Genomic DNA, 25,344 nt, shown 5'->3' on the forward strand with positions numbered 1-25,344 from the left:
CAGTAATGCAATAATTAGTTTAATATTTCTTTTATATCGGCAATTATTTTGTTTGCCAGGCCGTTTGCTACCGTCTCCGAATTACCTTCAGAGTATATCCTGATGATGGGTTCGGTATTTGACCGGCGCAAATGTACCCATTCTTTGTCAAATTCTATCTTCAGGCCATCAATGGTACTATGCGGCTGTTTGCTGTATTTCTGCTCAACCTTAATTAAAAGGGCATCTATATCCATTTCAGGCGTCAGGGTTATTTTGTTTTTAGAAATAAAATAACCGGGATATGACATACGAAGCTGAGAAATAGATTTGCCATACTTAGCCAGATGGGTTAAAAACAAAGCAATACCCACTAAAGCGTCGCGACCGTAATGCAGCTCTGGATAGATTACCCCGCCATTACCTTCGCCGCCAATAACAGCGTTTACCTCTTTCATTTTGTTAACCACGTTCACCTCGCCTACCGCTGCGGCGTGGTATTCGCCGCCTTCTTTTTCGGTCACATCGCGCAGGGCACGTGTTGATGACAGGTTTGATACGGTATTCCCTTTATTGTTTTGCAATACATAATCGGCGACGGCTACCAGGGTATATTCTTCGCCAAACATATTGCCATCTTCGCAAACAAAGCAAAGGCGGTCAACATCAGGATCAACAGCTATACCTAAATGAGCTCTTTTAGCGGTTACTTCTTTGGATAAGGCCACCAGGTTTTCTGGCAGTGGCTCCGGGTTATGCGGGAAATTACCATCGGGTTCGCAATAAAGTTCATGAACGGTATCCACACCCAGTGCTTTAAGCAAGGCTGGTACATAAATACCACCGGTAGAGTTCACACAGTCGATCACTACATTAAAATTGGCTTTTTTAATAGCGGCCACATCAACCAGGGGTAATGCCAGTATCAGGTCGATATGTTTTTGCATCCAGCTATCGTCTTGTGTAACTTTACCCAGGTCATTCACATCGGCATAATCAAAATCGCTGTTCTCAGCTATTTCCAGCACTTCTTTACCATCGGCATCGCTTATAAACTCGCCTTTAGCATTCAATAATTTAAGGGCGTTCCACTGTTTAGGATTATGGCTCGCGGTAAGGATAATACCTCCTGCCGCTTGTTCGCCGGTAACAGCAACTTCTACAGTCGGTGTTGTGGACAGGCCCAGGTCGATCACATCGATACCCAAACCTTGTAGCGTACCGATAACCAGGTTATTGACCATGGTACCCGATAAACGCGCATCGCGACCGACAACAATTTTTTTGATGCCCGATTTTTTTATGGCCCATGCACCATAAGCCGATGTGAATTTAACAATATCCAATGGTGTTAAACCGTCGCCAACAGCACCGCCTATGGTGCCGCGGATCCCTGAAATAGATTTTATGAGTGTCAAAATTATTTGGTTTTGAGAGGCAAAAGTATAAATATTTAAATGATAAGCGGTGTATAAGCAGGTACAATTTGCGGGCTGAACCTGATTTATAAGCCACTTTTTTCACGCAAACGTTTGTGATAACCTGCATTTAAAAAGTATTTGTAAATGCAACAAAGCTACATTATGTACTTTGATTGTAAATTATCCGTTTATTTACCAGCATTAACCCTACCGCATCAATGTTGTTTTAAAGTAATTGATAACTTTGCCAACTAATTGCGGCTTCACCATATCGCGGCTTTTATCCATTACATTAAAACGGCAATGCCTGAACATCTATTACAACTCGACCGGCATTTATTCTATTTTATAAATCACGATCTGTCGAACCCGTTTTTTGACTGGATCATGCCTTTGCTGCGCAATCCTAAATTCTGGATCCCGTTGTACTTGTTCATCATCGGTTTTTGTATCTATCGTTATAAAAAAACTGGTGCTATTATTATTGTATTGCTGGCTATCACAGCCGGTTTTGCCGATTTTACCAGTGCCAGTATCATTAAGTATAATGTAAAAAGACTACGCCCCTGCCGCGACCCTATTGTTTCGCAAACCGACATCAGTCGTGTACCCTGCGGAACGGGTTACAGTTTCCCCTCTACCCATGCTACCGATCATTTCGCGATGGCTATTTTCCTGAGCCTGGTATTTTTCAGGAAATGGCGTTGGATATGGCTCTGGGCTATACTCTGGGCCGGTATTATCAGTTTTGCACAGGTATATGTGGGCGTGCACTTCCCTATTGATATTACCTGCGGCGCTATTTATGGCGCATTGGTAGGTGGCTTATTCGCTTTACTGTTTAAAAAATTACAACCTGCTTTTTAATGGCTGTCTGGAAAATTTGTTTGTTATTCTTTTGTGCCTTCTTTGGCGGCACCTCTGTGTTTTTCTTTAAGGGTGATAACCATAAAACACTTAAACTGGTATTATCATTCAGTGGCGCTTACCTGTTTGGTATTACGGTGCTGCATTTAATCCCAGATGCCTATCATGGTAATGATAACTGGGTTGGCGTTTTTATACTCGCCGGTTTTCTGTTCCAGATCATACTGGAGCAATTTTCTGATGGTATTGAACACGGCCACATGCATAAACCCAAGCATGACATGGCTATTTTCCCGGTGGGGATCATGATCAGTCTTTGTTTGCATGCTTTTTTGGAGGGGATGCCACTGGCCCAGGGCAACCAGGATCAACTGGTTTATGGTATCGCGCTGCACCACATCCCGGCCGCCTTTGCGCTGGCCACGGTTTTACTGACCAATAAGCAGAGTAAACAAAACACCATCCTGTTTGTGGCCCTGTTCGCGGTAATGGCGCCTGCGGGTTATTTCTTTAGCACGGCCCTAAGCAATGGGGATATCGGCAATTTACAGCATTATTTTAACCGTATTATGGGTGTGGTTATCGGTATATTTTTACATATCTCTACCACCATCCTGTTTGAATCAAGCACCGACCATCGCTTTAACCTGCGCAAAATGATCGCTGTGTTATTGGGGGTTGCAATAGCACTAGGAGCATTTTTGGGAGAGATGTAGGCCTGTCTTTTTCGTTAAGCGTCATTGCGAGGAGGAACGACGTGGCAATCCCCTATCTACAGAGCATCTCTGCTCATTGGGGATTGCTTCGTGCCTCGCAATGACGGACTGGTATTATGCGTATATGGCGAATCATCCGCACATCGTTAATTAATGCTCTGCAGCATTTGAATATACAGATCGATACCTTCTCTGATCTCGTCTACATAAACAAACTCATCGGCTGTATGTGAACGCGCTGAATCGCCGGGGCCAACTTTGATAGATGGGATATCCAGCAGCGACTGATCTGACGTGGTTGGTGAGCCGTACGTAATACGACCTAAAGCAATACCTGCCTGAACGATCGGGTGTTCTTTGGGTATAGATGATGGTTTTAAGCGGATAGAACGTGGATTAACATCACAGTTGACATGCTGACGGATGATTTCCAATACTTCCTCATTGCGGTAAGCATCCGTCACCCTTACATCAACTGTAAAGGTACAGCTGGCGGGTACCACGTTATGCTGCGAGCCTGCATTGATAATGGTTACCGACATTTTTATCGGCCCAAATACTTCAGATTCTTTTGGGAATGTGAAACTGCGGAACCATTCAATATCTGTTAAGGCCTTATAGATTGCGTTATCACCTTCTTCACGTGCAGCATGACCAGCGCGACCATGGGCCACGCAATCCAGCACCATTAAGCCACGCTCGGCAATGGCTAGCTGCATCAAAGTGGGCTCGCCCACTATGCCAAAATCCAGTTTGCCTAATTCAGGTATAATCAATTCCAGACCATTCACACCCGAGATCTCTTCTTCAGCGGTGGTAGCCAGGCAAAAGTTATATTTTAGATTTTCCTGATCGTGAAAATAAAGAAACACCGCTATCAGCGATACAAGGCAACCTCCGGCATCATTACTACCCAGGCCGTAAAGTTTACCGTCTTCAATTTTAGCGTCGTATGGGTCGCGGGTATAGCCCGAGTTGGGTTTTACAGTATCATGGTGCGAGTTGAGCAAAATAGTAGGTTTGCTGGCGTCAAAATGCTTGTTCCAGGCCCAGATATTATTCATTTTACGATGCGTTTGCACACCGCGCTGTTGTAAAAATTCGTTGATCAGATCGGCGGTGCGATCTTCCTCTTTACTAAAGGATTGTATGGATATCAGTTGTTGCAGTAAAGATACTGCCTGTTGAAATAGATTATTGTTATCGGCCATATATGTAGGCATATCCTATGATGGTAAGCGGGCAAAATTAATATTTTTTAGCCAGTATCAAGTAGTTAGTATCAAGTATCAAGACACCTTTATTTGTCTTATAAGATTTTCAAAACCCTAATACCTGATACTAACTAATTGATAATAAATTACTCATCTTCTATTTTGGAATGTTTGCGGGTATCATTCATGGTGGTGTATAAAATCAGTGACAGTGCGATGCAGACGGTAACATACCAGTAAAACCACTGTTGATGATGCTCGTTCTTGAACAGCAGGGCTATATACTCGGCTGTGCCGCCAAATAAGGATACGGCAATGGCATACGGAAAGCCTACCCCCAGGGCACGTACATTGGCCGGGAAAAGCTCGGCCTTTACTACAGCATTGATAGAGGTATAACCGCTTACGATGATCAGTGCAGCCAATATCAGCGCGAAAGCCACCCACACATCTTTGGTTTCACTCAAAAGCGTCATGATGGGTATGGTACAGAGCGTGCCTAATACACCAAAACCGATGAGTAAAGGTTTGCGGCCTATCTTATCAGATAAAAAACCAAACACAGGCTGCAGTAGCATAAACACGGCCAGGGTAAGGGTTGATACCAGTGTAGCGCTGCTTTTACTGAAACCCGAAGTATTCACCAGAAACTTTTGCATATAGGTAGTAAACGTATAGAAAGCGAGCGTCCCTCCTGCCGTTAAACCAATTACCGTAAATACCGCCTTGGGATGTTTGGCCAAAGCCTTTAAAGTTCCCTGTGCCGATTTTGATTTACTGCTTTCGTTGGTAAACGAGGCTGATTCCTGTAGGCTGCGTCTTAAATACATAGTGATCACCGCTAAAAACGCGCCTATACCAAATGGGATGCGCCAGCCCCAATCATGCAGTTGCTGTTCACTTAAAAAAACGCGCTGTAATAAAACCAGCACGCCCAGCGCCATCAACTGCCCCATAATCAATGTTACATACTGAAAGCTTGAATAAAAGCCCCGGTGTTTTTTACCCGCCATTTCGCTCAGGTAGGTGGCGCTGGTACCATATTCGCCGCCAACACTTATGCCCTGTATAATGCGGGCGAGTACCAGCATCAACGGTGCAGCAACGCCAATAGAACGGAAACCCGGTGTTATAGTGATGATCAACGAGCCTACGCTCATCAATAATACTGATGTGGTTAACGCTTTTTTGCGACCATATTTATCGGCAAAAGTGCCCATGAGCCAGCCGCCTATAGGCCGCATCAAAAAGCCGATAGCAAAAATGCCGGCCGTATTTAAAAGCTGTACGGTTTGGTTATCTGAAGGGAAAAACGCGTCGGAAAAATATAGTGAGAAAGCGGTGTATACGTACCAGTCGTACCATTCCACCAGGTTACCTAAGGAGCCCCCTATGATGGATTTGATACGCCCGGTTGTTGTTTTGGGGATGGGTTTGGTTTCATTTATCGATAAATTTTCCTTGGCTTCTTCTTTCATAGGTTGTGGTAAGTGTATCTGATCATAAATGTAAGAGAATTTGATCGATCTTATCCAAAATCGTAGTAATCCTTTAATCTCGTAACAAAATCCAAAAAATCATATCCAATCAACAGTCAAAATAATTACCTTGTTTGATGCTTTTTACCGAAGACTTTTTGCACTATGTATGGAAATTCAGGCTGTTTGACCGTGCCGATCTGAAAACAGATGACGGCGAGGAGCTGGAGATCCTTTCAGCAGGCATGGCCAATACCGATTCAGGTCCCGATTTTCATAATGCCCGTGTGCGGATAGGCGAAACGGTTTGGGCCGGAAATGTGGAGGTGCATCTTTCCTCGTCGGACTGGCAAAAGCACGGTCATACCACTGATAATGCTTACGACAATGTGATACTTCATGTAGTTTATCGCAATGACGTACCGCTTATCCTGTCCAGCGGTCGTAAAGTGCCTACGCTGCAACTCCAAAACCGCGTGCCTGATGAATTATACAACCGTTATCATCAAATGGTGTTTGGCGAGCAGCGTATCATCCCCTGCGAAAAAAGCATTGCCGGCATTGATGGGCTCATCATGAGCAACTGGCTTACCCGTGTGCTGGTGGAACGACTGGAGAAACGCTCCACAGCGGTAACAGATTCCTTAAATTTAAATCATAATGATTGGGAAGAGACTTTTTATCAGTTCCTGGCTGCCAACTTTGGTTTTAAAACCAATGCCCTGCCCTTTGAACTGCTGGCCAAATCATTACCGCAGCTCACGCTGGCCAAGCATAAAAACAACCCTATGCAGATTGAGGCTCTGATATTTGGGCAGGCAGGGTTCCTGGAAGCAGAGCTTAAAGATGAGTACCCGTTGAAGCTAAAAAAGGAATATGATTTTTTGCGGAAAAAGTATAACCTGCAACCCATTGAAAACCACCTATGGAAGTTCATGCGCCTGCGGCCACAAAACTTTCCTACTATCCGGCTGGCACAGTTCGCGGCGCTGATTGTGCAGTCGAATCACTTATTCTCAAAGATACTGGAGATAAAAGATATTAACGCTTTACGGGCCTTGTTTACCGATATTAAAGTGAATGATTATTGGGAAGATCATTACCGGTTTGATGTACAATCAAAACCGGTATCGAAAACTTTGGGTGCGGCTTCTATCGATATATTATTGATAAACACTTTGGCTTTGTTTTTGTTCAGCTATGGAAAACAGCACCAGCAGCAGTATTATATTAGCAGGAGTTTAAAGTTATTGGAAAATTTACCGGCCGAACAGAACAATATTACAGAAGATTTTATTACCTTAGGGCTGAAAATTAACAATGCTTTTGAGTCGCAGGCGCTGCTGGAGTTGAAAAATAATTATTGTAATTATAAGAAATGCCTGCAATGTGGCGTTGGTAACAAAATATTAAAACTTGCCTGACATGATACAGAGAATCCTTACTTTTTTTGAACGATACTCCTTTGGTGTATGCACCTATCTTGGCGAAAAGTTTAACGTTTCCATCTCAAAGATCCGTTTGTTTTTTATTTACTCTTCATTCCTGGCTGTGGGTTTCCCGCTGATATTTTATTTCTTTGCCGGCATTGTGCTGGATATCCGCAATTTTGTAAAACGCCGTCATACCGGGGTTACGGATCTTTAACCGTTGATTTATTTGATTTCGTTGATGCCGCTGATTTTTCTGAACCTTGATTTACCTGATTAAAGGATTATGATGATTCTTAAGTGAGCTTAATTCAGGAAATCCGAGATCGAAAATCCGAATTCCGAAATTTTATAAAAGTCTTCCTGTTTTTACGGCATCCTGTAGGTTACGTACCATAAATTTAGGTTTGTAGCAGTATTGTGCCAGCTGTTTTACCCAGGTGCTGTTATAGCCAAACATGATCTTAATCATGCGCACCCGGGTTGAACCCTTGGGATAGCCATATTTGTACCAGGTAAACTTGGATTGGTCAACCTTAAACTGATCGGCAAAATCGGCCAGGAAAAGATCTATCTCGATATCAAAGATGTCCAGATCCAGATCAATGCTGGTATCCAGGTTCAGGCTTCCCGGATCAACATGATTCAGCTTATAGCGGTTGCAATAATCAACAATAAATTCTTTTAAGGGTGGCAGTACTTCTTCCATTTTAATCGAATATAGTTTTGACCATGTGAGGTATAGGACGTCGTTTTTAAAATTAGGTTGCATCTGTGGAGACATTATTTTCAAAAAAAGGTTACCATAAATCGGTAGGAAATAAAAGCCGTATGATTATTATTGCAGTCTTGTTAATAAAAGCACATGAAACTAAAGGTTATAGCTTTTGACGCCGATGATACCCTTTGGGTAAACGAACCCTATTTTTTAAAAACTGAAGAGAAATTTTGCAGTTTACTGGAGAACTTCTTACCTCAGCATACCATATCAAGCGAACTTTTTAAAATCGAGATAGAGAATTTGGCCTTGTATGGTTATGGTATAAAAGGTTATATCCTGAGCATGATAGAGGCCGCGCTAAAAATATCCGACAAAAAAATAGGTCTTGATGCTATTGATCTGATTATGCAGTACGGTAAGGAAATGCTCAATGAACCCATTGAATTACTGGATGGTGTGGAAGATGTACTGGCAACTCTAAAAAAGCAATACAGATTGGTAGTGGCCACCAAAGGCGACCTGCTCGACCAGGAACGCAAGCTCAAAAAATCTGGACTGTCGCATTATTTTCACCATATCGAAATCATGTCTGATAAGCAGGATGATGATTATATCAAACTCATCAAACACCTGGATATTAAGCCTGCGGAATTTATGATGGTAGGTAATTCCTTAAAATCTGATGTGATGCCGGTGCTTAATATTGGTGGTCATGCCATTCATGTGCCTTTTCATACTACCTGGGCCCATGAACATGTAGAAACTAATTTAACCCACGAAAATTTTAAACAGGCTGATACACTTCGGGAAATTCTGCCGTATATATTGGCATGAAGCATAAACTAAATATCGATACCTGGGCGCGAAAAGAACATTTTAACTTTTTTAAGACCTTTGAAGAGCCATTTTATGGCGTTGTTGTCAATATTGACTGTACCCAGGCATACGCTTTTGCTAAAGATAACGGGGTGTCATTTTTTCTGTATTATCTGCACAAATCATTAACTGCGGTGAATGTGCTGGAGCCATTCAAATGCCGTATTTATGGTGACGATGTTTTTGTTTATGACCGTATAAACGCCGGGCCAACTATTGGCCGGGCTAATGGTACTTTTGGCTTTGCGTATATGGATTTTCATCTCTCACTGGATGTTTTTGTCCAAGAAGCCAAAAAAGAGATCGAACGAGTGCAAACCACCACTACCCTTTTTGCGCCAAAGCTTGATGATGATATTGTACACTATTCGGCCATGCCCTGGATCAATTTTACCAGCTTATCACACGCCCGCAGCTTTTCGTTCCCGGATAGCTGCCCTAAAATATCATTTGGAAAAATGACGGAAGAAAACGGCAAAAAAAGCATGCCGGTATCTGTCCACGTACACCATGCCCTGGTTGATGGCTTGCACGTGGGCCAATACTATGATCTTTTCCAGGAACTAATGAGCAATAGTAATTAAACTACTGCTTTTTCCATTACGATGAGGTCTATATGTTGCTTAGGACTGCCAAAACGACCATGGGCATGGAAGGGTTGCATCTCACCCGTAAATGCATAACCCCGACGCTCATACCAGCTAATGAGCTCTGCACGGGTGCTGATCACCGTCATGGTTATGGTGTCACAGCTAAATTGCTTGGCTAATACCTCGGCTGCCTCCAACAAGGTCCTCCCCACTCCTTTTCCCTGCAGCACGGGTGACACGCTGAACATACCAAGATATAGTTTCGGCCCTTTAACTTCCAGGTAAACACAGCCAGTGATCTGACCCTTATCATCGGTATGTTTTAATATCGTGATAGTCTCATTGCTAAAATATTCTCTTAGCATAGCCTCATCTATCCGGAGGCCGTCTAGCATGTCGGCTTCTGTTGTCCAGCCCTTTTTCGATTCTTCTCCTCGATAGGCACTGTTAACTAATACATTTAATTCAGGAACATCAATCACTGATGCTTTAGTAATCGGCATATATTAAAAAGGTGTTTCTAAAACTTAAAATCTTCGCGTACGGGATCAAATATATCAATCAGTTTACAATCGGTAATAGCCCTGCCCCCGTGTATTACATTAGGAGGTATAATAGCATAAGTACCGGTATCCAATATTTGTGATACCCCGTCGACCGTTAACTCAAACTGCCCCTCGATAACAAAAGCGCATTGGTGATTGATATGCTGATGCATCGGCGCTACGGCACCTGCTTTAACTTCTAAAAAATTGATGGTATTACCGGGAGTATGAATGATCTTAGAGAAATAGTCAGGTATCATTTCCCTGGTCTCGATGTCTGCAAACTGATTAAATACTTTGTTATCCATGATAGTGTTTTGTGCCTTGTCTGGAGGCTCAAGCGTAAAAGTATAAAATTTGCGCTTAACCTAATGTCCCCATTTTATTTACTTGCGATATCGATGTAGTTGGTCAGCGTTGGCATTTTGCTTTGATCAGGTTATGGTCAGAATAGCAGGTAAAAAATGCACTCTCTAAAACTAAGCCGTATATTTAAGGGTTAATTAAATTATACCACATTCGACGCTTGATATGGCTTTTATTGATTACTATAAAACACTGGGTCTTACTAAAACCGCTACCGATAAGGATATCAAAAATGCTTATCGAAAGCTGGCTCGTAAATATCACCCCGATCTTAATCCGAATGACGCGGAGGCTCACAAAAAATTCCAGGAACTTAACGAAGCCAATGAAGTATTGAGCGATGCCGAAAAACGTAAAAAATACGACAAATATGGTGAGAACTGGCAGCATGGCGAAGCCTATGAACAACAGGCAAGACAACAGCAAAGCCAGCAAGGCAGTTATGGTGGTGGTGGTTTCGGTGGCTTTACCGATGATGAAAGTTTTGGTGGTGGTGATTTTTCTGATTTCTTTAAATCCATGTTTGGCGGTGGCGGCAGTCGGCAAACCAAATACCGCGGGAAGGATTTTAACGCGGAGTTACAACTAACTCTTCAGGATATTGCAGAAACACATAAACGAACGCTGACGGTTAACGGTAAAAATATACGTATTACCATACCTGCCGGTATCGAGAATGGACAAACCATTAAAATAGCTGGTCATGGCGGCGCGGGTGTAAATAATGGCCCTGCTGGTGATTTGTATATCAAATTCTCGATACCCGATGATGCCCGCTTTAAGCGCGACGGCCGCAATTTATACGCTACTGTAAAACTCGACCTTTATACTGCCGTGCTTGGTGGCGAAATTACCGCCGAAACACTAACCGGTAAGGTTAAGGTAAAAGTAAAGCCCGAAACCCAGAATGGTACCAAAGTAAAACTAAAAGGTAAAGGTTTGCCTCTTTACAAAAAAGAGAATGAGTTTGGAGACCTGTACCTTACTTATGATGTACAGATACCAGTTAACCTTACCGAGCAGCAGAAACAATTATTTGAAGAGCTTTCAAAATCATGATATAAGTTTAAAGAAGATGAAAACAGCAGATTTAATATCAGTAAATGATTTTTGTTTGTATCATAACGTAGAATATACCTTTATAGAGTCGTTATATGAGGCTGATTTAGTTAAAGTTACCCTGATTAATGAAACTACTTATATACCCGGAGAGGAACTGAGAAAACTGGAAAAGCTGATCAACCTTTATCAGCTGGATATCAATGTGGCAGGTATAGAAGCCATCAGTCATTTATTGCACCGCATGGAAAGGATACAAGATGAAATGCAAAGCCTGAAAAATAAACTGAGGTTGTATGAGGGTGGATAAAAACATCACGTCATGCCGAATTTATTTCGACATCTCACATGATACTCAGGCCTGTCAAATCTGCGGTTTATCTGTGCATATGGGATGCCGAAATAAATTCGGCATGACGTCTGCTTTTTAACTCTCGGTACGAAACTAAACCATGAGGGCTACTCCATATATTTCAGCATCATCCGCTCACTTACAATATTAGCGTCTTCAATTACAGAATCCGGATATCCCATGGATTCTAATATGGCTATACCGTTGCGACTTTTAAGCAGGCCTTCTTTCAGCTTATAGTCAAATACCAGCACGGCCCCCGATTTTGAATCCTCAAAAGAATAAATAGCAAAATCTTCATCAAGTAATTCAGCCAACTCAAGATCGTGGGTTGATACAAAAACAAAATTCTGATTAGCCGTGATATAGGATAAAACCGATTTTGCGGCAGCGATGCGCTCAATGGTATTGGTACCCCTGAATATCTCGTCAATAATAACCAGGCTTTTTACTTGTTCTACCTCATTACTGCGGCTCATGATAGTTAATATCGACTGTGCCTGCGCCTGGAAATAGCTTTTTTGCTCTTCTATACTATCAGTAGTTTTAATACTGGTCTGTATCTTTAAAAAAGGCGCTTTATATTCCCTGGTGCAACTGGTGAACAAGGTTTGCGCCAACAGGGTGTTAACAGCGATAGCCTTAATAAAAGTTGTTTTACCCGACATGTTTGAACCCGTTATCAAGGCACCCCTATCGGCACGGGTATACAATGAATTGGTAACACATTTATCAATCAAGGGATGATAAAGATCGGTAATGTTCATTTGGGCATCTGTGTCAATAAACTGGGGTTTATTGTAATAAGGTAAACCATCCCGTACCGATTGGATGGCTACCAGCATATCTATTTCGGCCACATATTGATATACCAGCTCAATATCTTCACGATAACGTTCAATGTGTTTTATGGAGCTGGCATAAATGCGTGGCTCTAATAAAAATAGTGTTTTTATGAGCTGAAAAACGGCGTAACTCAAATCGCCCGCCCCATTGATCAGTTTGCTTTCTAAGTTGATGATGCTTAAAGATCGTTTTAGCCCTAACAGGTTCTTTAAACTGTTTTTGATAGATTCATTATCCTCCAGACCGGAATGTTTTACCAGCCATACCGCTACGTTGTGCATAATAAGTAGTTGAGGCAGTGAATTGGTATAGGCGCTTATTTTATTCTTGTTGGCATAGTGCAAAACCACATTATAGCCTACAAAAAACAATAACAATAAAATACTGATGGGGTTAGGATAAACAACCAGCGATACGATCAAAGCAATGATCACCAGGGGAACAAATCGGATATAGAAATTCATGATCGGTACAAACATCGATTCATGTGTTTTTAAAAACAGATCGGCTATATAATAAGCGTATGTGTTGTTGAGCTTTGATAATTGTAGTTCAATCAATTCCCGATTGGGCTTATCCTTATTGATGATCTCAACCTTTGCATCAAGCTCTAATAGTTTTTCGAGATTTGTTTCGGGGAAATGCAGCTTTTTAAACAGGTACTGTTTGCCGGGCTTTGAGCTGGTTCTGTCGATATAATTAAAAATACTTTTCAGATCAATATCTTCTGCAGTAACATCTGGTAATCTATTCCAGCTTTTATCGGCGTTTAAATAGGTTTTAATAAGATCGAAATTACGCCTGGTATTTACAGGTTTGCCCCATTTGCTTTTTATCTTATCAAGCTTCTTCTCTTCTGCACGCAATTTACCATAGTAAGAGCTTATCAGCGAAAAGCCTAAAACAATAGCCAGGAATAACAACGTAAACAAAAAATAATACATGCCTTAAAAATAGAAAAAATATACTAAACCTCAAGCGATATTTATAGTCTATAAATATAAAACAACTACAGTGTTAACTTAATTTTTGATTTATGAAACTCGTCAAATTTTCAGTCATAATTTTTGCGCTTCTATTTTCAGTTCAGTTTGTAAAAGCTCAAAGTATATCTATAGGCGCCTCATTTGGTGGTTATCCGCGTTCAAGGGTGGTAGTTGCCGCTAACTATCCGGCATATAGTTATTATGAACGCCCCGTATATTATGGTTATGGACGCAGAGTTTATTATAATCGCCCATATTATTACCCAGGCCGTTATTATGGCCGTCCGGCTTATTACAGAGTACATCGCCATTACAGGTGCTGGTAATTATACAATAAATAAGAAGAGCCCGGTAAATCCCGGGCTCTTCTTATTTAAAACTTATCTGACTGATCCTGTTATCCGAAGGCATCTTGATCCATTTTAACAATATCCTATTTATCTGTTGCCACTTAAAAAGCGTTGCAATGCTTGTTGAGTAAATTCAGAAAGCACCAGCTCACCGCTAATGGCTGCGCGTTGCGTTAATAATTCGTCCCAATCTTCTGTACCTTCCCATAGTATTTGTTTTAAACCGGCGAGCGCATCAGGGTGATAGGAGGCTAATTTTTCGCTAAGTTCCTCCACGGCTAAGTCGAGCGAAGCGATATCTTCATATACTTCATTATAAAGACCATGATCCTGGGCCCATTGAGCCGTTTGAAAATCGGAGGCTCTGATGGTTAGCTGTGAAAATGCGGGTAAACCAACCTTACGGGTTACAGCCGGCGATATAACAAATGGCCCGATACCGATAGCCAGTTCACTTAATTTGATAGAGGCAAAGCCGGAGGCCAGGCAATAATCGGCGGCAGCAGCAAGGCCTACCCCTCCGCCAACCGCTTTTCCCTGAACGCGGGCAACAATTATTTTGGATGATTTACGGCAGGCGTTGATGACTTTGGCAAAGCCCGAAAAAAATAACGCCCCGGCCTCTTTGTCTTTTATTTGCACCAGCTCATCAAAACTGGCACCGGCACAAAAGGTCCGATCGCCGCCACTCTTTAAGATGACCACCCGGACGTCGGTGTCATCACCTGCCTGTATAATATATTCAGTAAGATCATTTAAAAGACCCGTTGGCAATGAATTTTGCGCGGGATGATAAAAACTAATGGTTGCAACACCATTTGAACTTTTTGTAAAAGACACATTGCCATTATCTGTATCGGGCATAATTTGAGGTTTATTTTAAGAGAATGCAGTGATTTAATCACCGCGGATCAACCCAATATCAGAAGTATTTGGCTTACCTGCAATTTTGGTTTAAAATAGTTTTGAAAAAGACTTATGAAGCAATCAAAGGCAATTCAAAATAAAAGGTGGCCCCTTTGTCTAATTCGCTCACTACCCCTATTTTGCCCTGGTGATTATTGATGATCTCTGCGCTGATGTATAGCCCCATCCCCAGGCCGCTGGTCATAAACTTTTTATCCTCCACCCTATAAAAACGTTCAAATATCCGCTCTATTTGTTCATCGGATAGGCCGATACCATAATCTGTTACCGATACGCGTACCACATCAGCTTTTATAGTGGTTTTCAGGATAATTTGTTTGTTAGCCAGTGAGTATTTTACAGAGTTATTTATAAAATTCATCAGAACCTGCTCCAGCCGTTCGGCATTACCCATAATGCGGATGCCTGGTTCCAGTTTACTATCAAATTCGTGTAAAGGGTAAATATGTCTTGAGTTTTCGGTAACCTGTATCATCAGCTCAGATAAATTAACCTCCCCCATCGCATATTCAAGCCTGCCTGCCTGTATTTTGCTTACATCAAGCAGATCATTAATCAGGCGCTGCAATTTATTAATAGCAACAGTTGCTTTTTCAATGTACTGTTTTACTACAGGCGGTACCTCTTCTTTTTTATACGAAGTAATGAGTTGCAGATATCCTTTTAAGCTGGTTAACGGTGTCCGGAGTTCGTGGCTGGCAATACCAATAAATTCGTCCTTCCGATCCATTTCCCTCTTCTGATCTTCAATATCAGTAGCTGTACCCACCCAAAAAATGATCGAGCCCTTATCATCTCTTAAAGGAACGGCCCGGTTCAGATGCCAGCGATAAGTATTATCCCAACGTTTATAACGGTTTTCAACCTCGAATATATTGCCTGTTTTTAAAGCCTCAATATACTTATCTAGGGTATTGGGCAGGTCATCAGGATGCACCACATGCTGCCATCCCCAACCCACGCTTTCACTATAGCGGCTACCCGTGTAATTGTACCATTGCTGGTTATAAAAATCAACCTCGCCTCCCGGTAGGTTTGTCCAGGTCATTTGGGGGATGTTGTTTGCCAGCAGTTTAAAATGCTCCCGGCTTATCAGTAAATCATTTGTACGCTCCTTAACTGTATCTTCTAATTCGTTGTTGAGTTTTTCCGCGGCGTTTTGGGCTGCCAGTAACTGCTCGTTTTTTACTTTCAGTTCCCATTCTGTCTCTTTTTGACTGGTAAGGTCAGTTAAAATCAGGCTCAAAGCTATGCCTTCATCCAGATCAAGGGTGGTGCAAGAAAGCAGGCAGGGTGTTAGCGCCCCTTGTTTATCGGCCAGTAATATTTCGCCCTTGCAATCTTCTTGCCAGCCTTTGTGCATCAGATCGTTGAATTTCTTAACGGATATTTCAGGGATAAAAGAAGTGAAGCTTAATCCGATCACCTTTTCAAGCGGCAGGTTCATCATGGTTGCAAAGCGTGAATTACTGTATAAAATAGTGCCTTCACGATTGAGGGTAACCGCGCCTTCGTTCATCTTTTCGATAAAAACGCGGTAAGTTTGGTCGGCCGTTTTTAAGGTGTACAGCTGATGGCCTTCTGCGCCTTTTACAATAAGCGCGTCAATCTGACCGCTACGAATGGCGTCAATGGTATCATTGGCTTCCTCCAGCTGTATCCGAAGTTCTTCGTTTTGCTGCAGTAACTCTTCATATGTATATTTAGCCAGTTCCATTAATTTTCTGTTTGTAAACCAAGGCCTTTTAATACTTTACTTGTATTTGACATATCACCAATGAGCCGGCGTTCTATACCCGGCGCTTTTTTAATGAGCATGGGTAAGGCAATGATCTGCTCCCGCTCAACAATCAATGGCTGCTGATAAACATCTACTATCTCCAGGTCATAATTACCTTTTAAATGAGTTTCACAAATGTCTTTGAGATTGGTTATAGCCCGCGATGAATTTGGTGATGCCCCTGTTACAAACAGGCGCAACTGATAAACATGATGTTCCTGCTTATTTAAATAATTACCCTCAGATAAAGATGATTGATCCTTTTCGGTCATTTTTTACAGTTTAACGGGGACGTATATCTAAGCCCACCAATACTTTTTCTTCATTTGACAGATCACCGATTATTTTACGGATAGGCTCAGGTACTTTGCGTACCAATGTAGGTATGGCAAATATCTGGTCGCCTTCGGCCAATTGAGGTTTTACTAAAAGGTCAATCACTTCAATAGAATATTGGCCCCTTAAGTGTTCTTCACAGTATTTTTTAAGATTAGCTAAGGCACTGACAGATTTTGCCGTATTGCCCGCAATATATAATCTTAATTCATAATTTATGACTTCTGTTTCCATTACTTTTGCTTCTTTATAATCGGGCTTTCTTCTTTTATCCCTCTTCTCATTTTCGTTATCTCATCCCGGTTTTTGTCCATTATTTGTTGCTTTAATTCATCTTCATAATATATCCTGTTCAGCTCTTCTTCTACAGATTCAAACTCAGCCTGTAAGTTAGATATCTTGGCCTCCAGCATTGTTCGTTTGCGTGTAATTTCCTTGTCTTTTCGGGATACGGCAAAATCGCGCAGTGCTACACCTGTTCTTTCTTTAAGCTGTTGTGCTTCCCTGGCCGATCCTGTTAATACACCTTCAGGACCCAGGTAAACATCAACCAGATCAAGCCCTTTATCGGTGATAATAAATTCACGTACCTGGTTGGAGTGTTTCATACCGCGCGATTTCATGATGTATAAGCCGCGGTTTCGTTCGCCATTATGTTCAATATCCCGTACCAGCATCCAGGTATCAACAAGGGAGGATACACCCTCGTCAGTTTGTTCGTTTACAACAGTATTGAGCGATAAAGCGGTAAACATCACCGTAATTTGCTCGTTCTGTAAAAAATCTATCAGGCGTACTAACATCGATTTTACTTCACTTACAGAGCCAACGGTGATCAAGTTGGTTATCGGATCCAATATTATGGTATCTGGTTTAAATTGCTTTATCAGTTTGTAGATAGCTACCAGGTGCATTTCCAATCCATACAAGGTTGGTCGTGAAGCATGAAATTTTAATAATCCACTATTCACATATGGTTGCAGATCGATACTGATCGATTTCATGTTGCGGATGATCTGGTTTGGCGATTCTTCAAAAGCAAAATAGAGGCATTTCTTTTTCTGTTTGCAGGTTTCGGCAGCGAAATAAGCCCCGATACTGGTTTTACCGGTTCCGGCAGTTCCCGAAACCAAAATACTGCTTCCCTCAAAAAAGCCCTGGCCCCCAAGCATATAATCCAATGCCGGGATACCAGATGATACCCTTTTAGAAGAAACCGCTTTTTCGAGCCCTAAAGAAGTTACCGGCAGCACAGAAATGCCATCCTGATCAATTAAAAAGGGGTATTCGTTGGTTCCATGCTGTGATCCCCTGTATTTTACCACACGGAGCCTGCGGGTTGAAATCTGGTTAATAACCCGGTGATCAAGCAGGATAACGCAATCCGATACGTATTCTTCTAATCCTTGCCGTGTCAGCGCCCCCCCTTCTCCTTTTTCGCCGGTTATAATGGCGGTAACACCTTTGTTTTTTAGAAAGGCAAAAAGCCTGCGCAGTTCGGCCCTCAAAATAGCCTGGTCGTTTAAACCTGAAAATAGATTTTCGATGGTATCTAGCACTACTCTTTTCGCACCAATGCTATCAATCGCATGCCCTAACCTGATAAATAACCCTTCCAGGTCATACTCACCGGTCTCTTCTATTTCACTCCGGTCAATACGTACATGGTCAAGTTTTACTTTTTTCTCATCTTGTAGTTCATATAAGTTGAACCCAAGTGAAGCTACGTTCAAGGCCAACTCGTCGGTTTTTTCTTCAAAAGCCATAAAAACACCAGGTTCATTAAATACCAGTGCCCCGCGAACTATAAATTCAAGCGACATGAGTGTTTTGCCGCTCCCCGCTTCTCCGCAAATAAGCGTAGGCCGCCCTTGCGGCAATCCCCCATCAGTAATTTCATCAAGACCAGTGATGCCTGTTGGTGTTTTAGGCAACGACTTTATATTAGCCGGTTGTTGTTTTTTATGAGATTTAGTCATTGTAAACAATTGTTTTTGTCAATATCGGATCATGTAAATCCAAACATTGATGGTTATTTTCACGGTAAATGGTTAATAAATACTCATTCGGCATAAATTGTTTTAACCCCGGTAATTTATCTGGCATCTTAACAGCAACTAATATTGTTGGTTTGGTGATGTATTAGGAAACCCTACTCCAAATTTGAATACTGATCGAACATGGTGCTGTATCTCAAGGGAATATTTGTTCTAATTGAAAAACATTAACTCATTTGTTATGTTTATTAGTTATAAGAAAATAATAAAATAGTCATGGGAGTTTTACAGCATATACAGCACCAGATATCGGCACTTAACGATCTGATCAAAATAAATAACGACCGTATTGCGGGTTATGAAAAAGCTAATGAGAATACTAATGAAACAGGTTTAAATTTGCTCTTTAAAGAGTATACGGATCAAAGTAAAAACAATGTTTCGGAGCTGAGGGAATACATTCGTGTATTGGGAGGCGACCCAACCGATGGCACTACCTTATCTGGGAAATTTAATAACACCTGGATAGATGTTAAAGCTGCTTTTATAAGCAAAGACAGGCATAGTATTTTAGCTGATTGTGAACATGCTGAGGATGTTGCCAAGAAAGCATATCGTACGGCATTGGATGATAAAGAGCTGATCTGGGAAGATCAACAGGTAGTATTTATCCTTAAAAAGCACCTGGAAAGTTTAAGGGTTGCTCATGATACCATTAAAGCTTTACGCGATGCAGAGGTCAGTGCATAATTTTTACATGCACTCCTATAGTTAAGCGGATGAAGTAAGGTAGATTATTGAGTAACCGGTTTTGCTGAGATAATACTATCCACAACAAATACGCTTACTCCGCGCCACGGCAACGCATGCAGATACTCTTTGTAGTGTAACTCAAGAAAAGAACCGGTGCTGCTGTTTAGTTTTTGCGCCACTTTCTCGTCGGTAACTGAAAACATGAACTCGTTTGATGAAATATTACCGCCACCTTGTGGTGTTTTTATACCACTTTGTATTAACCGCCCCTCATAGGTTTTAAACATATACCCCTTTTTTACAAAGTAGTTCATAGTACCCGCCTTTGCTCCTTCGCCAAAAACAAAGAAATAACGCTGGTAGGTAAACCCGGCGATCAATACTAATATTACGATTAAAATAATTGCTTTAGTACGGCCTTTCATATAGATATATTTTTATCTAAACTACAAAATAAAACTAAGAGTCAGGAATCAGGAGTTAAGAATCAGGAAAAACAGCAATGGTAGGATAATACCATTGTTAATTTAAATAAGAAAAGCAATTTCTTGTCTTGACTCCTGACTCTTATCTCTTGATTCTCATCAATTATTACCAGCAGGAGTAAGCTTTACATTTTTATAAGATGAGAGCATGAAATTGATCAGGTCGATAATATTTAAAGGTGGTTCGTTTGTGTTGATGCTCAGTTTCTTTTTACTGTCAACAAAATCAATAGCAAAGTAGTAGTTTGGCGCGTCAACCACCTGGTTACCTTGCTGCCAATCGTTCATTTTCTTTAGTTCACTATGCTTTAACCAATAGTTTAGTGTATCCAACTGACTTTGACTTAATTTTCCGGTGTAATCGCCTTTATATGGAGCTGCGTGTTCACCGGCTTTCAGATGATAGTCGCCATTGGGCCATATCTCGATACCCAACTGTGGGCAATCACCAAAACAGGTGGATGATAAAAAATAGAGCTTGGAGAATTTGATATTTTTATCGTAACTGTTTTTGAAGTTTAAGAACTCATAGGTAATAGTACCAGCTAATTTGATAGCATTAGGTTCAATGGCTTTTAAATACATCCGGTTATAGTCAATGTGTCTTATCAGAAATTTGAAATCGTCCCGGTGCTGTTTTTTAAAATTGTCGGCGCTGCTCCTGAAGATGTCTGACAAGATCAAGGTATCATTCACAATGGCATAATGGTCTTTAACACCTGCGTTTCCCACAAAATTATAGTATACTTTTTTGTCGGCAAAATAAAGGTGGCCCAGATCTTTTGTTATCCAGCGTTCGGCGTCCAATTGTACTTTTTGAGCGAATGATAAACCTGAGATCAGCAAAAATAACAACAGGGAGAGTCCACGTTTTACCATTGGGGTTATGCTTTTAGGGGTAGATGAAATTTGGCTAACGTTTTAAAAACTCACAAACTCATATAATATTTTGTTAATGACTCAAAATCATCAAACTTCAACGCATAATCGTCTGTTTTACCAAAACCATAGGTCACAAATATAAATGGTATCCCGGCCATACGTGTCTGTTCAGCGTCACCATTAGTATCACCTATATAAACCGGGTGTTTTAACTGGTGCTTATCGATCAGCAATTGCATGTTATAATGCTTTGGCATATTGTTTTGTCCATAGGCCATGGAGTCGGTGATATCATCCTCAATTTTGGCCCAGCTTATAAATAGAGGAATAATGCCTATTGCACAATTACTGAGGATAAAGAGCTTGTATTTGGTTGCCAACTGTTTGACACCCTCGGTTACCCCATCGTACATTACGCCGCCACTGGTAGGTAATATCTGCCTGCGGGTTTCATTTACATCCATATAAATACCCTGTGCCCTGTCGTCATCAAAATCGGGCATGAGTACCTTGGTTAGTTTTTTACCTTCCATGCCCATCAGCTGCATCAGGTCGTTGCGACCAATAACACGTTGAATACTCATTTTTTCAAATACAAGGTTCCATGAATTGGCGTAGGTATCAACGGCATCCCAGAGGGTTCCGTCCATGTCAAATATCAAGCTGTCGGGTTTCTGCATATAAACACAATATTGTTTTTGCTAAGATGTAAAATTTACACCAAGCATAAAACAGAAGTTCATGTTTTCTTCATTATTAAACTTCATCTTAGCAGTGTGATAAGGTTAATGTGGGCCAGCTTAGCAGGAGGTTGGTTCCATAGGGCCTCTACCGTAAAAGGTAGGGGCTTTTTTTATTTTACAACATTTTATTGAATGAACATATGGAACCGGAGCCCGTTTAGGACTTCGGTTTTTTTGTTTAGAGTAAAATAATTATAATCTGATTATTAGATAGTTATACTATCTCCCACTTGATATACTTCATGGAATTTGATGCCCAGTTTATCGAAATGCTTTGCATAGGCCGCGTAGCGTTTCTGAATGAAGAACGTTTTAGCGTATCCATCATGAACGGGCAATATCTGGCGCGGATTTAACCGATCGGCAAAAGCAGATATCATCACTTCGCTGGCAAATGGCGCCATGGTTACCATGATTAGTAATTCTAGATCTTTGAATTTCAATAGTTTATCTTCCATCGAATCAACCGGGTGCAACACTTTGTCGTTAATGATGAAGCCCGTCATTTGCGGTAATGGGTTATCCATGATCAAAGCATGTTGTACCGGGAAGGCTTGCAGCTTAAATGGGCCAAAATGTTCGGTAGCGTCTTCCAGGATAGAAAATTCAATTCCTGCTTTTTGCAATTGTTCGCCAACCTGGCTGTTTGTAAGCACCTGCGCGTCGCTAACATCCATGATTTTTTGTAAAATATCTATTACAAAATGATCTGGATGGATGTGTGTGATCACAATAATATTGACATCGGCAAACATTTGGGGCGTTACCAGGCCCTCAATAAAAGAATAATCGCCCGGATCAAATAGAATTTTATAGCCATCAAGCTCAAATACAAGGCATGAATGGAGGTATTTTGAAATTTTCATAGACTTCAATTTAGTATCAAGTAGCTAGTATCAAGTATCAAGATTTTTGAATACCTCGTGAAGCTAATGTAGCTGTCGCGATACTTGATACTAGCTACTTGATACTAAAAATTACAACAACTCATTTGCCAGATTAGCCAGTTCGCTCCGCTCCCCTTTTTGCAGGGTGATATGTGCGTATAGTGGATGTCCTTTGGCTTTATCTATCAGGTATGATAAGCCATTACTTTCCGCATCCAGGTATGGTGTGTCTATCTGGTAAATATCTCCTGTGAAAACAAATTTGCTGTTTTCTCCGGCACGTGATATGATGGTTTTTACCTCGTGCGGCGTAAGATTCTGGGCTTCGTCTACAATAAAAAATATCTTGCTTAGCGTACGTCCACGGATGAAAGCAAGTGGAGCGATCGATATTTTGTCGTTAGTTACCAGTTCATCAATTTTGGCCTGCATCTTTTCATCGTCCATGAATTGGTCTTTAATAAATTTCAGGTTATCCCATATCGGCGCCATATACGGGTCGATCTTTGATTTGATATCGCCAGGCAAAAAACCGATATCCTTATTACTTAAGGGTACAATAGGGCGTGTAACAAAAATTTGACGATAATATTTACGTTGCTCCAGTGCGCTGGCCAAGGCAAGCAGGGTTTTACCTGTGCCGGCATTACCCTGTATGGTTACCAGTTTAATATCTGGATGTAATAAAGCATGAATAGCAAACGCTTGTTCAATATTTTTGGGTAATATATTAAACACTGGCTGTTCAATAACTTTTTCAAGCTGCCGGGTTTGTGTATTGTAAAAGCCCGGAACATCACTGTTTTTACCTTTTAATATATAGAAGTGGTTGTTGGTATATGATGCTATATGTAAACTTTCGGCAGGCAGGTTTTCATGTTTATTGAGCTGGGTGATCAGCTTTTCGGTTACTTTGTTTACATCGGTTTGCCCGGTATACAATTCATCCAGGTTTTTGATCTTACCGGTTTCATAGTCTTCCGCATGCAGGTTAAGCGCTTTCGCTTTGAGCCGCAGACATATATCTTTTGATACCAGTACTACTTTTTTACCGGGATTCTCTTCCTGTAAACCTAAAGCCGCGTTTAATATGCGATGATCTGTTTTGTCGGAGCCAAATACCTCCTCGGCGTCAATAGCGGTGGTTTTAACATCCATGGCCACCTTAAAGCTGCCCTTGCTTTTGCCATTGAGCGGGATCCATTCATTTACCAGGCTATTGCGCGACAGGTCATCCATTAGCCGGATAAAACTGCGGGCCTCAAAATTACGGGTGTCGTTACCATTCTTTTTGTTATCCAGTTCTTCCAGCACCTGTATGGGTATGGCTACGTCATGTTCCTGGAAATTCTGAAATGCGTTGTGATCGTAAAGGATCACTGAGGTATCTAAAACAAATATTTTATTACTTACAATAGTTCCGTTCTTACCATCTTTATTCATATCCGACTAATTTAAGGAATCTGCTGTTAGTTTCAAGCACAAAGATCATCTTGGATTTTTGATTTCGAATTTTTGATTTCGGATTTAAGACTTAGAGTTTCCCTCCCTGTCGGTTTTGTTCTATTTTATTTTTTGATATCGTGCCAATTTTATCAAAAAATAAAACGCCATGAAATCATCGATTTTTAAAAACAATAATAAAGTACGGCAATTGCTTACACCATTTATAACTATTGCGCTTCTGGGTTGGTATCATGCTACTTATGCCCAAAACCCACCCTTAACAGGCAGAGCCCTGTTTGAAAAAAAATGTGCCACCTGTCACGGTAATGATGGCACAAGAGGTCGCTGGGGAGCCAAAAATTTACAAATAAGTAAATTAGATAATAACGAATTGCTTAACACTATCAGTAAGGGCCGGGGTATTATGCCCAACTGGGGCAAAAAACTATCGGCTATCCAGATAAGCTCAGTAATTGAATACATTAAAACTTTAAGAAAATAATCATGATCAAGATGAATATGACAACCCTGATTTTAATAATCACCGCTACAGCCACCGGCTTAATTGCCGGTCTGTTTTATGCCTACACCTGCTCCGTTAATTTAGGGCTGGGTAAGCTGACCGATCGCGAATACATTGCCGCCATGAACTCCATTAACGTGCAGATTTTAAACCCACTGTTTTTTGCCAGTTTTATGGGGACATTATTATTACTGCCATTAAGTGCTTACCTGAATTATAGCCCAGGAATGAATACGCGCTTTATATTGTTAGTTGCTGCCGCCCTGATTTATGCCATAGGTGTATTTGGCGTAACTATGTTTGGGAATGTGCCTTTAAATGATGCTTTGGCCAGGCTCAATGCAGAAACCGCATCGGCAAAGGACCTTTCCGTATACCGGGCAATGTTTGAAGGGCCCTGGAATTTTCTGCATAACATCCGCACGTTGGCCAATGTAGTAAGTTTGGTACTGGTTATTGTGGCTTGCTGCTGCGAAAGTAAATAAGCAGAGTAGGTTGCAAAACCTTATAAACGCGAAAACGGGAGTCTCTTCTTTCGAATTGAACTCCCGTTTCCTGACCACTGTTCTGCCATAGCTTCCCAGTAGCACCAAGTTTTGTGTATCACTACCGACATGATCTTGTCCGTCGTTCTTGCGAACTGTCGACTCCTTCAATGTCATTGGTTCAGTTGCGGTTCTCCGTGAAGTTCCTGCATTTCCCCAATACCTCTTTTAATCACAATCTTTTTTCAAAGACTTTCGTTTTTTTATTTTTTCATGTGACTCAGGCACTTCCCTTGTTCTTTAG

At 41.2% G+C, this 25,344-nt stretch carries 29 protein-coding genes; 12 read left to right on the forward strand and 17 right to left on the reverse strand.

The window, feature by feature from the left end:
• Positions 1–14: 14 nt before the first annotated feature.
• Positions 15–1,397: a phosphoglucosamine mutase gene (glmM, locus tag BLR84_RS18145; RefSeq protein ID WP_090470932.1), complete on the reverse strand. Its 1,383-nt coding sequence runs from the start codon at positions 1,395–1,397 to the stop codon at positions 15–17.
• A 306-nt stretch (positions 1,398–1,703) separates the two neighbouring features.
• Between glmM and BLR84_RS18150 the strand changes: the two genes are divergently transcribed.
• Together BLR84_RS18150 and BLR84_RS18155 are read left to right on the forward strand one after the other, a co-directional pair.
• Entirely contained in the window at positions 1,704–2,267 is a 564-nt protein-coding gene (locus BLR84_RS18150; RefSeq protein ID WP_090470934.1) for a phosphatase PAP2 family protein, read from the forward strand.
• A complete protein-coding gene (locus BLR84_RS18155) occupies positions 2,267–2,983 on the forward strand; it encodes a ZIP family metal transporter (protein WP_090470936.1) in 717 nt (238 codons plus the stop codon). The genes BLR84_RS18150 and BLR84_RS18155 overlap by 1 nt, the downstream gene beginning before the upstream one ends.
• Positions 2,984–3,129: 146 nt before the next feature.
• Here BLR84_RS18155 and BLR84_RS18160 read toward each other — a convergent pair whose 3' ends face one another.
• Both BLR84_RS18160 and BLR84_RS18165 read right to left on the reverse strand, forming a co-directional pair.
• On the reverse strand, positions 3,130–4,206 hold the full coding sequence (locus tag BLR84_RS18160) for a M20 family metallo-hydrolase (RefSeq protein WP_369829185.1): 1,077 nt from the start codon (positions 4,204–4,206) through the stop codon (positions 3,130–3,132).
• Positions 4,207–4,343: 137 nt separating this feature from the next.
• Positions 4,344–5,675: an MFS transporter gene (locus BLR84_RS18165; protein ID WP_090470938.1), complete on the reverse strand. Its 1,332-nt coding sequence runs from the start codon at positions 5,673–5,675 to the stop codon at positions 4,344–4,346.
• Positions 5,676–5,812: 137 nt separating this feature from the next.
• Between BLR84_RS18165 and BLR84_RS18170 the strand changes: the two genes are divergently transcribed.
• Positions 5,813–7,099 (forward strand): DUF2851 family protein, encoded by a 1,287-nt coding sequence (locus BLR84_RS18170; protein WP_090470940.1) that lies wholly within the window; start codon positions 5,813–5,815, stop codon positions 7,097–7,099.
• 1 nt (position 7,100) lies between these two features.
• On the forward strand, positions 7,101–7,322 hold the full coding sequence (locus BLR84_RS18175; protein WP_076373079.1) for a PspC domain-containing protein: 222 nt from the start codon (positions 7,101–7,103) through the stop codon (positions 7,320–7,322).
• A 132-nt stretch (positions 7,323–7,454) separates the two neighbouring features.
• Here BLR84_RS18175 and BLR84_RS18180 read toward each other — a convergent pair whose 3' ends face one another.
• On the reverse strand, positions 7,455–7,814 hold the full coding sequence (locus BLR84_RS18180) for a DUF1493 family protein (protein WP_176852097.1): 360 nt from the start codon (positions 7,812–7,814) through the stop codon (positions 7,455–7,457).
• A 156-nt stretch (positions 7,815–7,970) separates the two neighbouring features.
• Between BLR84_RS18180 and BLR84_RS18185 the strand changes: the two genes are divergently transcribed.
• Together BLR84_RS18185 and BLR84_RS18190 are read left to right on the forward strand one after the other, a co-directional pair.
• Entirely contained in the window at positions 7,971–8,660 is a 690-nt protein-coding gene (locus BLR84_RS18185; RefSeq protein WP_090470944.1) for an HAD family hydrolase, read from the forward strand.
• Positions 8,657–9,286: a chloramphenicol acetyltransferase gene (locus tag BLR84_RS18190; protein ID WP_090470946.1), complete on the forward strand. Its 630-nt coding sequence runs from the start codon at positions 8,657–8,659 to the stop codon at positions 9,284–9,286. Before BLR84_RS18185 ends, BLR84_RS18190 begins: the two co-directional genes overlap by 4 nt.
• On the opposite strand, the gene BLR84_RS18195 is transcribed toward BLR84_RS18190, so the two are convergent.
• On the reverse strand, positions 9,283–9,795 hold the full coding sequence (locus tag BLR84_RS18195) for a GNAT family N-acetyltransferase (protein WP_090470947.1): 513 nt from the start codon (positions 9,793–9,795) through the stop codon (positions 9,283–9,285). The two genes, BLR84_RS18190 and BLR84_RS18195, sit on opposite strands and share 4 nt — an antisense overlap.
• A 17-nt stretch (positions 9,796–9,812) precedes the next feature.
• Positions 9,813–10,145, reverse strand: coding sequence for a cupin domain-containing protein (locus BLR84_RS18200; protein ID WP_090470949.1), 333 nt, complete (start codon positions 10,143–10,145; stop codon positions 9,813–9,815).
• A gap of 223 nt (positions 10,146–10,368) precedes the next feature.
• On the opposite strand from BLR84_RS18200, the gene BLR84_RS18205 reads away from it, so the two are divergent.
• Positions 10,369–11,262: a DnaJ C-terminal domain-containing protein gene (locus BLR84_RS18205; protein WP_090470951.1), complete on the forward strand. Its 894-nt coding sequence runs from the start codon at positions 10,369–10,371 to the stop codon at positions 11,260–11,262.
• Between the two features lie 16 nt (positions 11,263–11,278).
• Positions 11,279–11,572 carry a chaperone modulator CbpM gene (locus tag BLR84_RS18210; RefSeq protein WP_090470953.1) on the forward strand — a complete coding sequence of 98 codons (294 nt, stop codon included), beginning with the start codon at positions 11,279–11,281 and terminating at the stop codon, positions 11,570–11,572.
• 149 nt (positions 11,573–11,721) lie between these two features.
• On the opposite strand, the gene BLR84_RS18215 is transcribed toward BLR84_RS18210, so the two are convergent.
• Positions 11,722–13,404, reverse strand: coding sequence for a MutS-related protein (locus BLR84_RS18215; protein ID WP_090470955.1), 1,683 nt, complete (start codon positions 13,402–13,404; stop codon positions 11,722–11,724).
• 92 nt (positions 13,405–13,496) lie between these two features.
• Here BLR84_RS18215 and BLR84_RS29740 point away from each other — a divergent pair, with 92 nt between their 5' ends.
• Entirely contained in the window at positions 13,497–13,772 is a 276-nt protein-coding gene (locus tag BLR84_RS29740) for a hypothetical protein (protein ID WP_143013936.1), read from the forward strand.
• Between the two features lie 111 nt (positions 13,773–13,883).
• Here the strand turns inward: BLR84_RS29740 and BLR84_RS18225 are convergent, their stop codons facing one another.
• From BLR84_RS18225 to kaiC, 5 genes are all read right to left on the reverse strand, one after another.
• Complete coding sequence (locus tag BLR84_RS18225; protein WP_090470958.1) at positions 13,884–14,660, reverse strand: enoyl-CoA hydratase/isomerase family protein; 777 nt, start codon at positions 14,658–14,660, stop codon at positions 13,884–13,886.
• Positions 14,661–14,772: 112 nt separating this feature from the next.
• Complete coding sequence (locus BLR84_RS18230; RefSeq protein WP_090470960.1) at positions 14,773–16,440, reverse strand: PAS domain-containing sensor histidine kinase; 1,668 nt, start codon at positions 16,438–16,440, stop codon at positions 14,773–14,775.
• The gene (locus BLR84_RS18235) at positions 16,440–16,775 is read right to left on the reverse strand and encodes a circadian clock KaiB family protein (RefSeq protein ID WP_090470963.1); all 336 of its coding nucleotides are present in this window, start codon (positions 16,773–16,775) and stop codon (positions 16,440–16,442) included. The genes BLR84_RS18230 and BLR84_RS18235 overlap by 1 nt, the downstream gene beginning before the upstream one ends.
• Before the next feature lie 10 nt (positions 16,776–16,785).
• The gene (locus tag BLR84_RS18240) at positions 16,786–17,073 is read right to left on the reverse strand and encodes a circadian clock KaiB family protein (RefSeq protein WP_090470965.1); all 288 of its coding nucleotides are present in this window, start codon (positions 17,071–17,073) and stop codon (positions 16,786–16,788) included.
• Positions 17,073–18,818 (reverse strand): circadian clock protein KaiC, encoded by a 1,746-nt coding sequence (gene kaiC, locus BLR84_RS18245; RefSeq protein ID WP_090470967.1) that lies wholly within the window; start codon positions 18,816–18,818, stop codon positions 17,073–17,075. The genes BLR84_RS18240 and kaiC overlap by 1 nt, the downstream gene beginning before the upstream one ends.
• Before the next feature lie 294 nt (positions 18,819–19,112).
• On the opposite strand from kaiC, the gene BLR84_RS18250 reads away from it, so the two are divergent.
• Positions 19,113–19,586, forward strand: a complete 474-nt coding sequence (locus BLR84_RS18250) for a ferritin-like domain-containing protein (RefSeq protein WP_090470969.1) — start codon at positions 19,113–19,115, stop codon at positions 19,584–19,586.
• 44 nt (positions 19,587–19,630) lie between these two features.
• Here BLR84_RS18250 and BLR84_RS18255 read toward each other — a convergent pair whose 3' ends face one another.
• The 5 genes from BLR84_RS18255 to BLR84_RS18275 form a co-directional block, all read right to left on the reverse strand.
• A complete protein-coding gene (locus BLR84_RS18255; protein ID WP_090470971.1) occupies positions 19,631–20,014 on the reverse strand; it encodes a hypothetical protein in 384 nt (127 codons plus the stop codon).
• A gap of 159 nt (positions 20,015–20,173) precedes the next feature.
• Complete coding sequence (locus BLR84_RS18260; RefSeq protein ID WP_090470973.1) at positions 20,174–20,953, reverse strand: DUF6438 domain-containing protein; 780 nt, start codon at positions 20,951–20,953, stop codon at positions 20,174–20,176.
• Positions 20,954–21,003: 50 nt separating this feature from the next.
• Positions 21,004–21,636, reverse strand: coding sequence for an HAD family hydrolase (locus BLR84_RS18265; RefSeq protein ID WP_090470975.1), 633 nt, complete (start codon positions 21,634–21,636; stop codon positions 21,004–21,006).
• 269 nt (positions 21,637–21,905) lie between these two features.
• Positions 21,906–22,565, reverse strand: a complete 660-nt coding sequence (locus BLR84_RS18270) for an MBL fold metallo-hydrolase (RefSeq protein ID WP_090470977.1) — start codon at positions 22,563–22,565, stop codon at positions 21,906–21,908.
• 111 nt (positions 22,566–22,676) lie between these two features.
• A complete protein-coding gene (locus BLR84_RS18275; RefSeq protein ID WP_090470979.1) occupies positions 22,677–24,029 on the reverse strand; it encodes a PhoH family protein in 1,353 nt (450 codons plus the stop codon).
• A 169-nt stretch (positions 24,030–24,198) separates the two neighbouring features.
• Between BLR84_RS18275 and BLR84_RS18280 the strand changes: the two genes are divergently transcribed.
• Positions 24,199–24,534, forward strand: a complete 336-nt coding sequence (locus tag BLR84_RS18280) for a c-type cytochrome (protein ID WP_090470981.1) — start codon at positions 24,199–24,201, stop codon at positions 24,532–24,534.
• 2 nt (positions 24,535–24,536) lie between these two features.
• The gene (locus BLR84_RS18285) at positions 24,537–25,040 is read left to right on the forward strand and encodes an anthrone oxygenase family protein (RefSeq protein ID WP_218128374.1); all 504 of its coding nucleotides are present in this window, start codon (positions 24,537–24,539) and stop codon (positions 25,038–25,040) included.
• Positions 25,041–25,344: the final 304 nt, after the last annotated feature.

This window comes from Mucilaginibacter sp. OK268, from assembly GCF_900103125.1.
In the GTDB taxonomy this organism is placed as follows: domain Bacteria; phylum Bacteroidota; class Bacteroidia; order Sphingobacteriales; family Sphingobacteriaceae; genus Mucilaginibacter.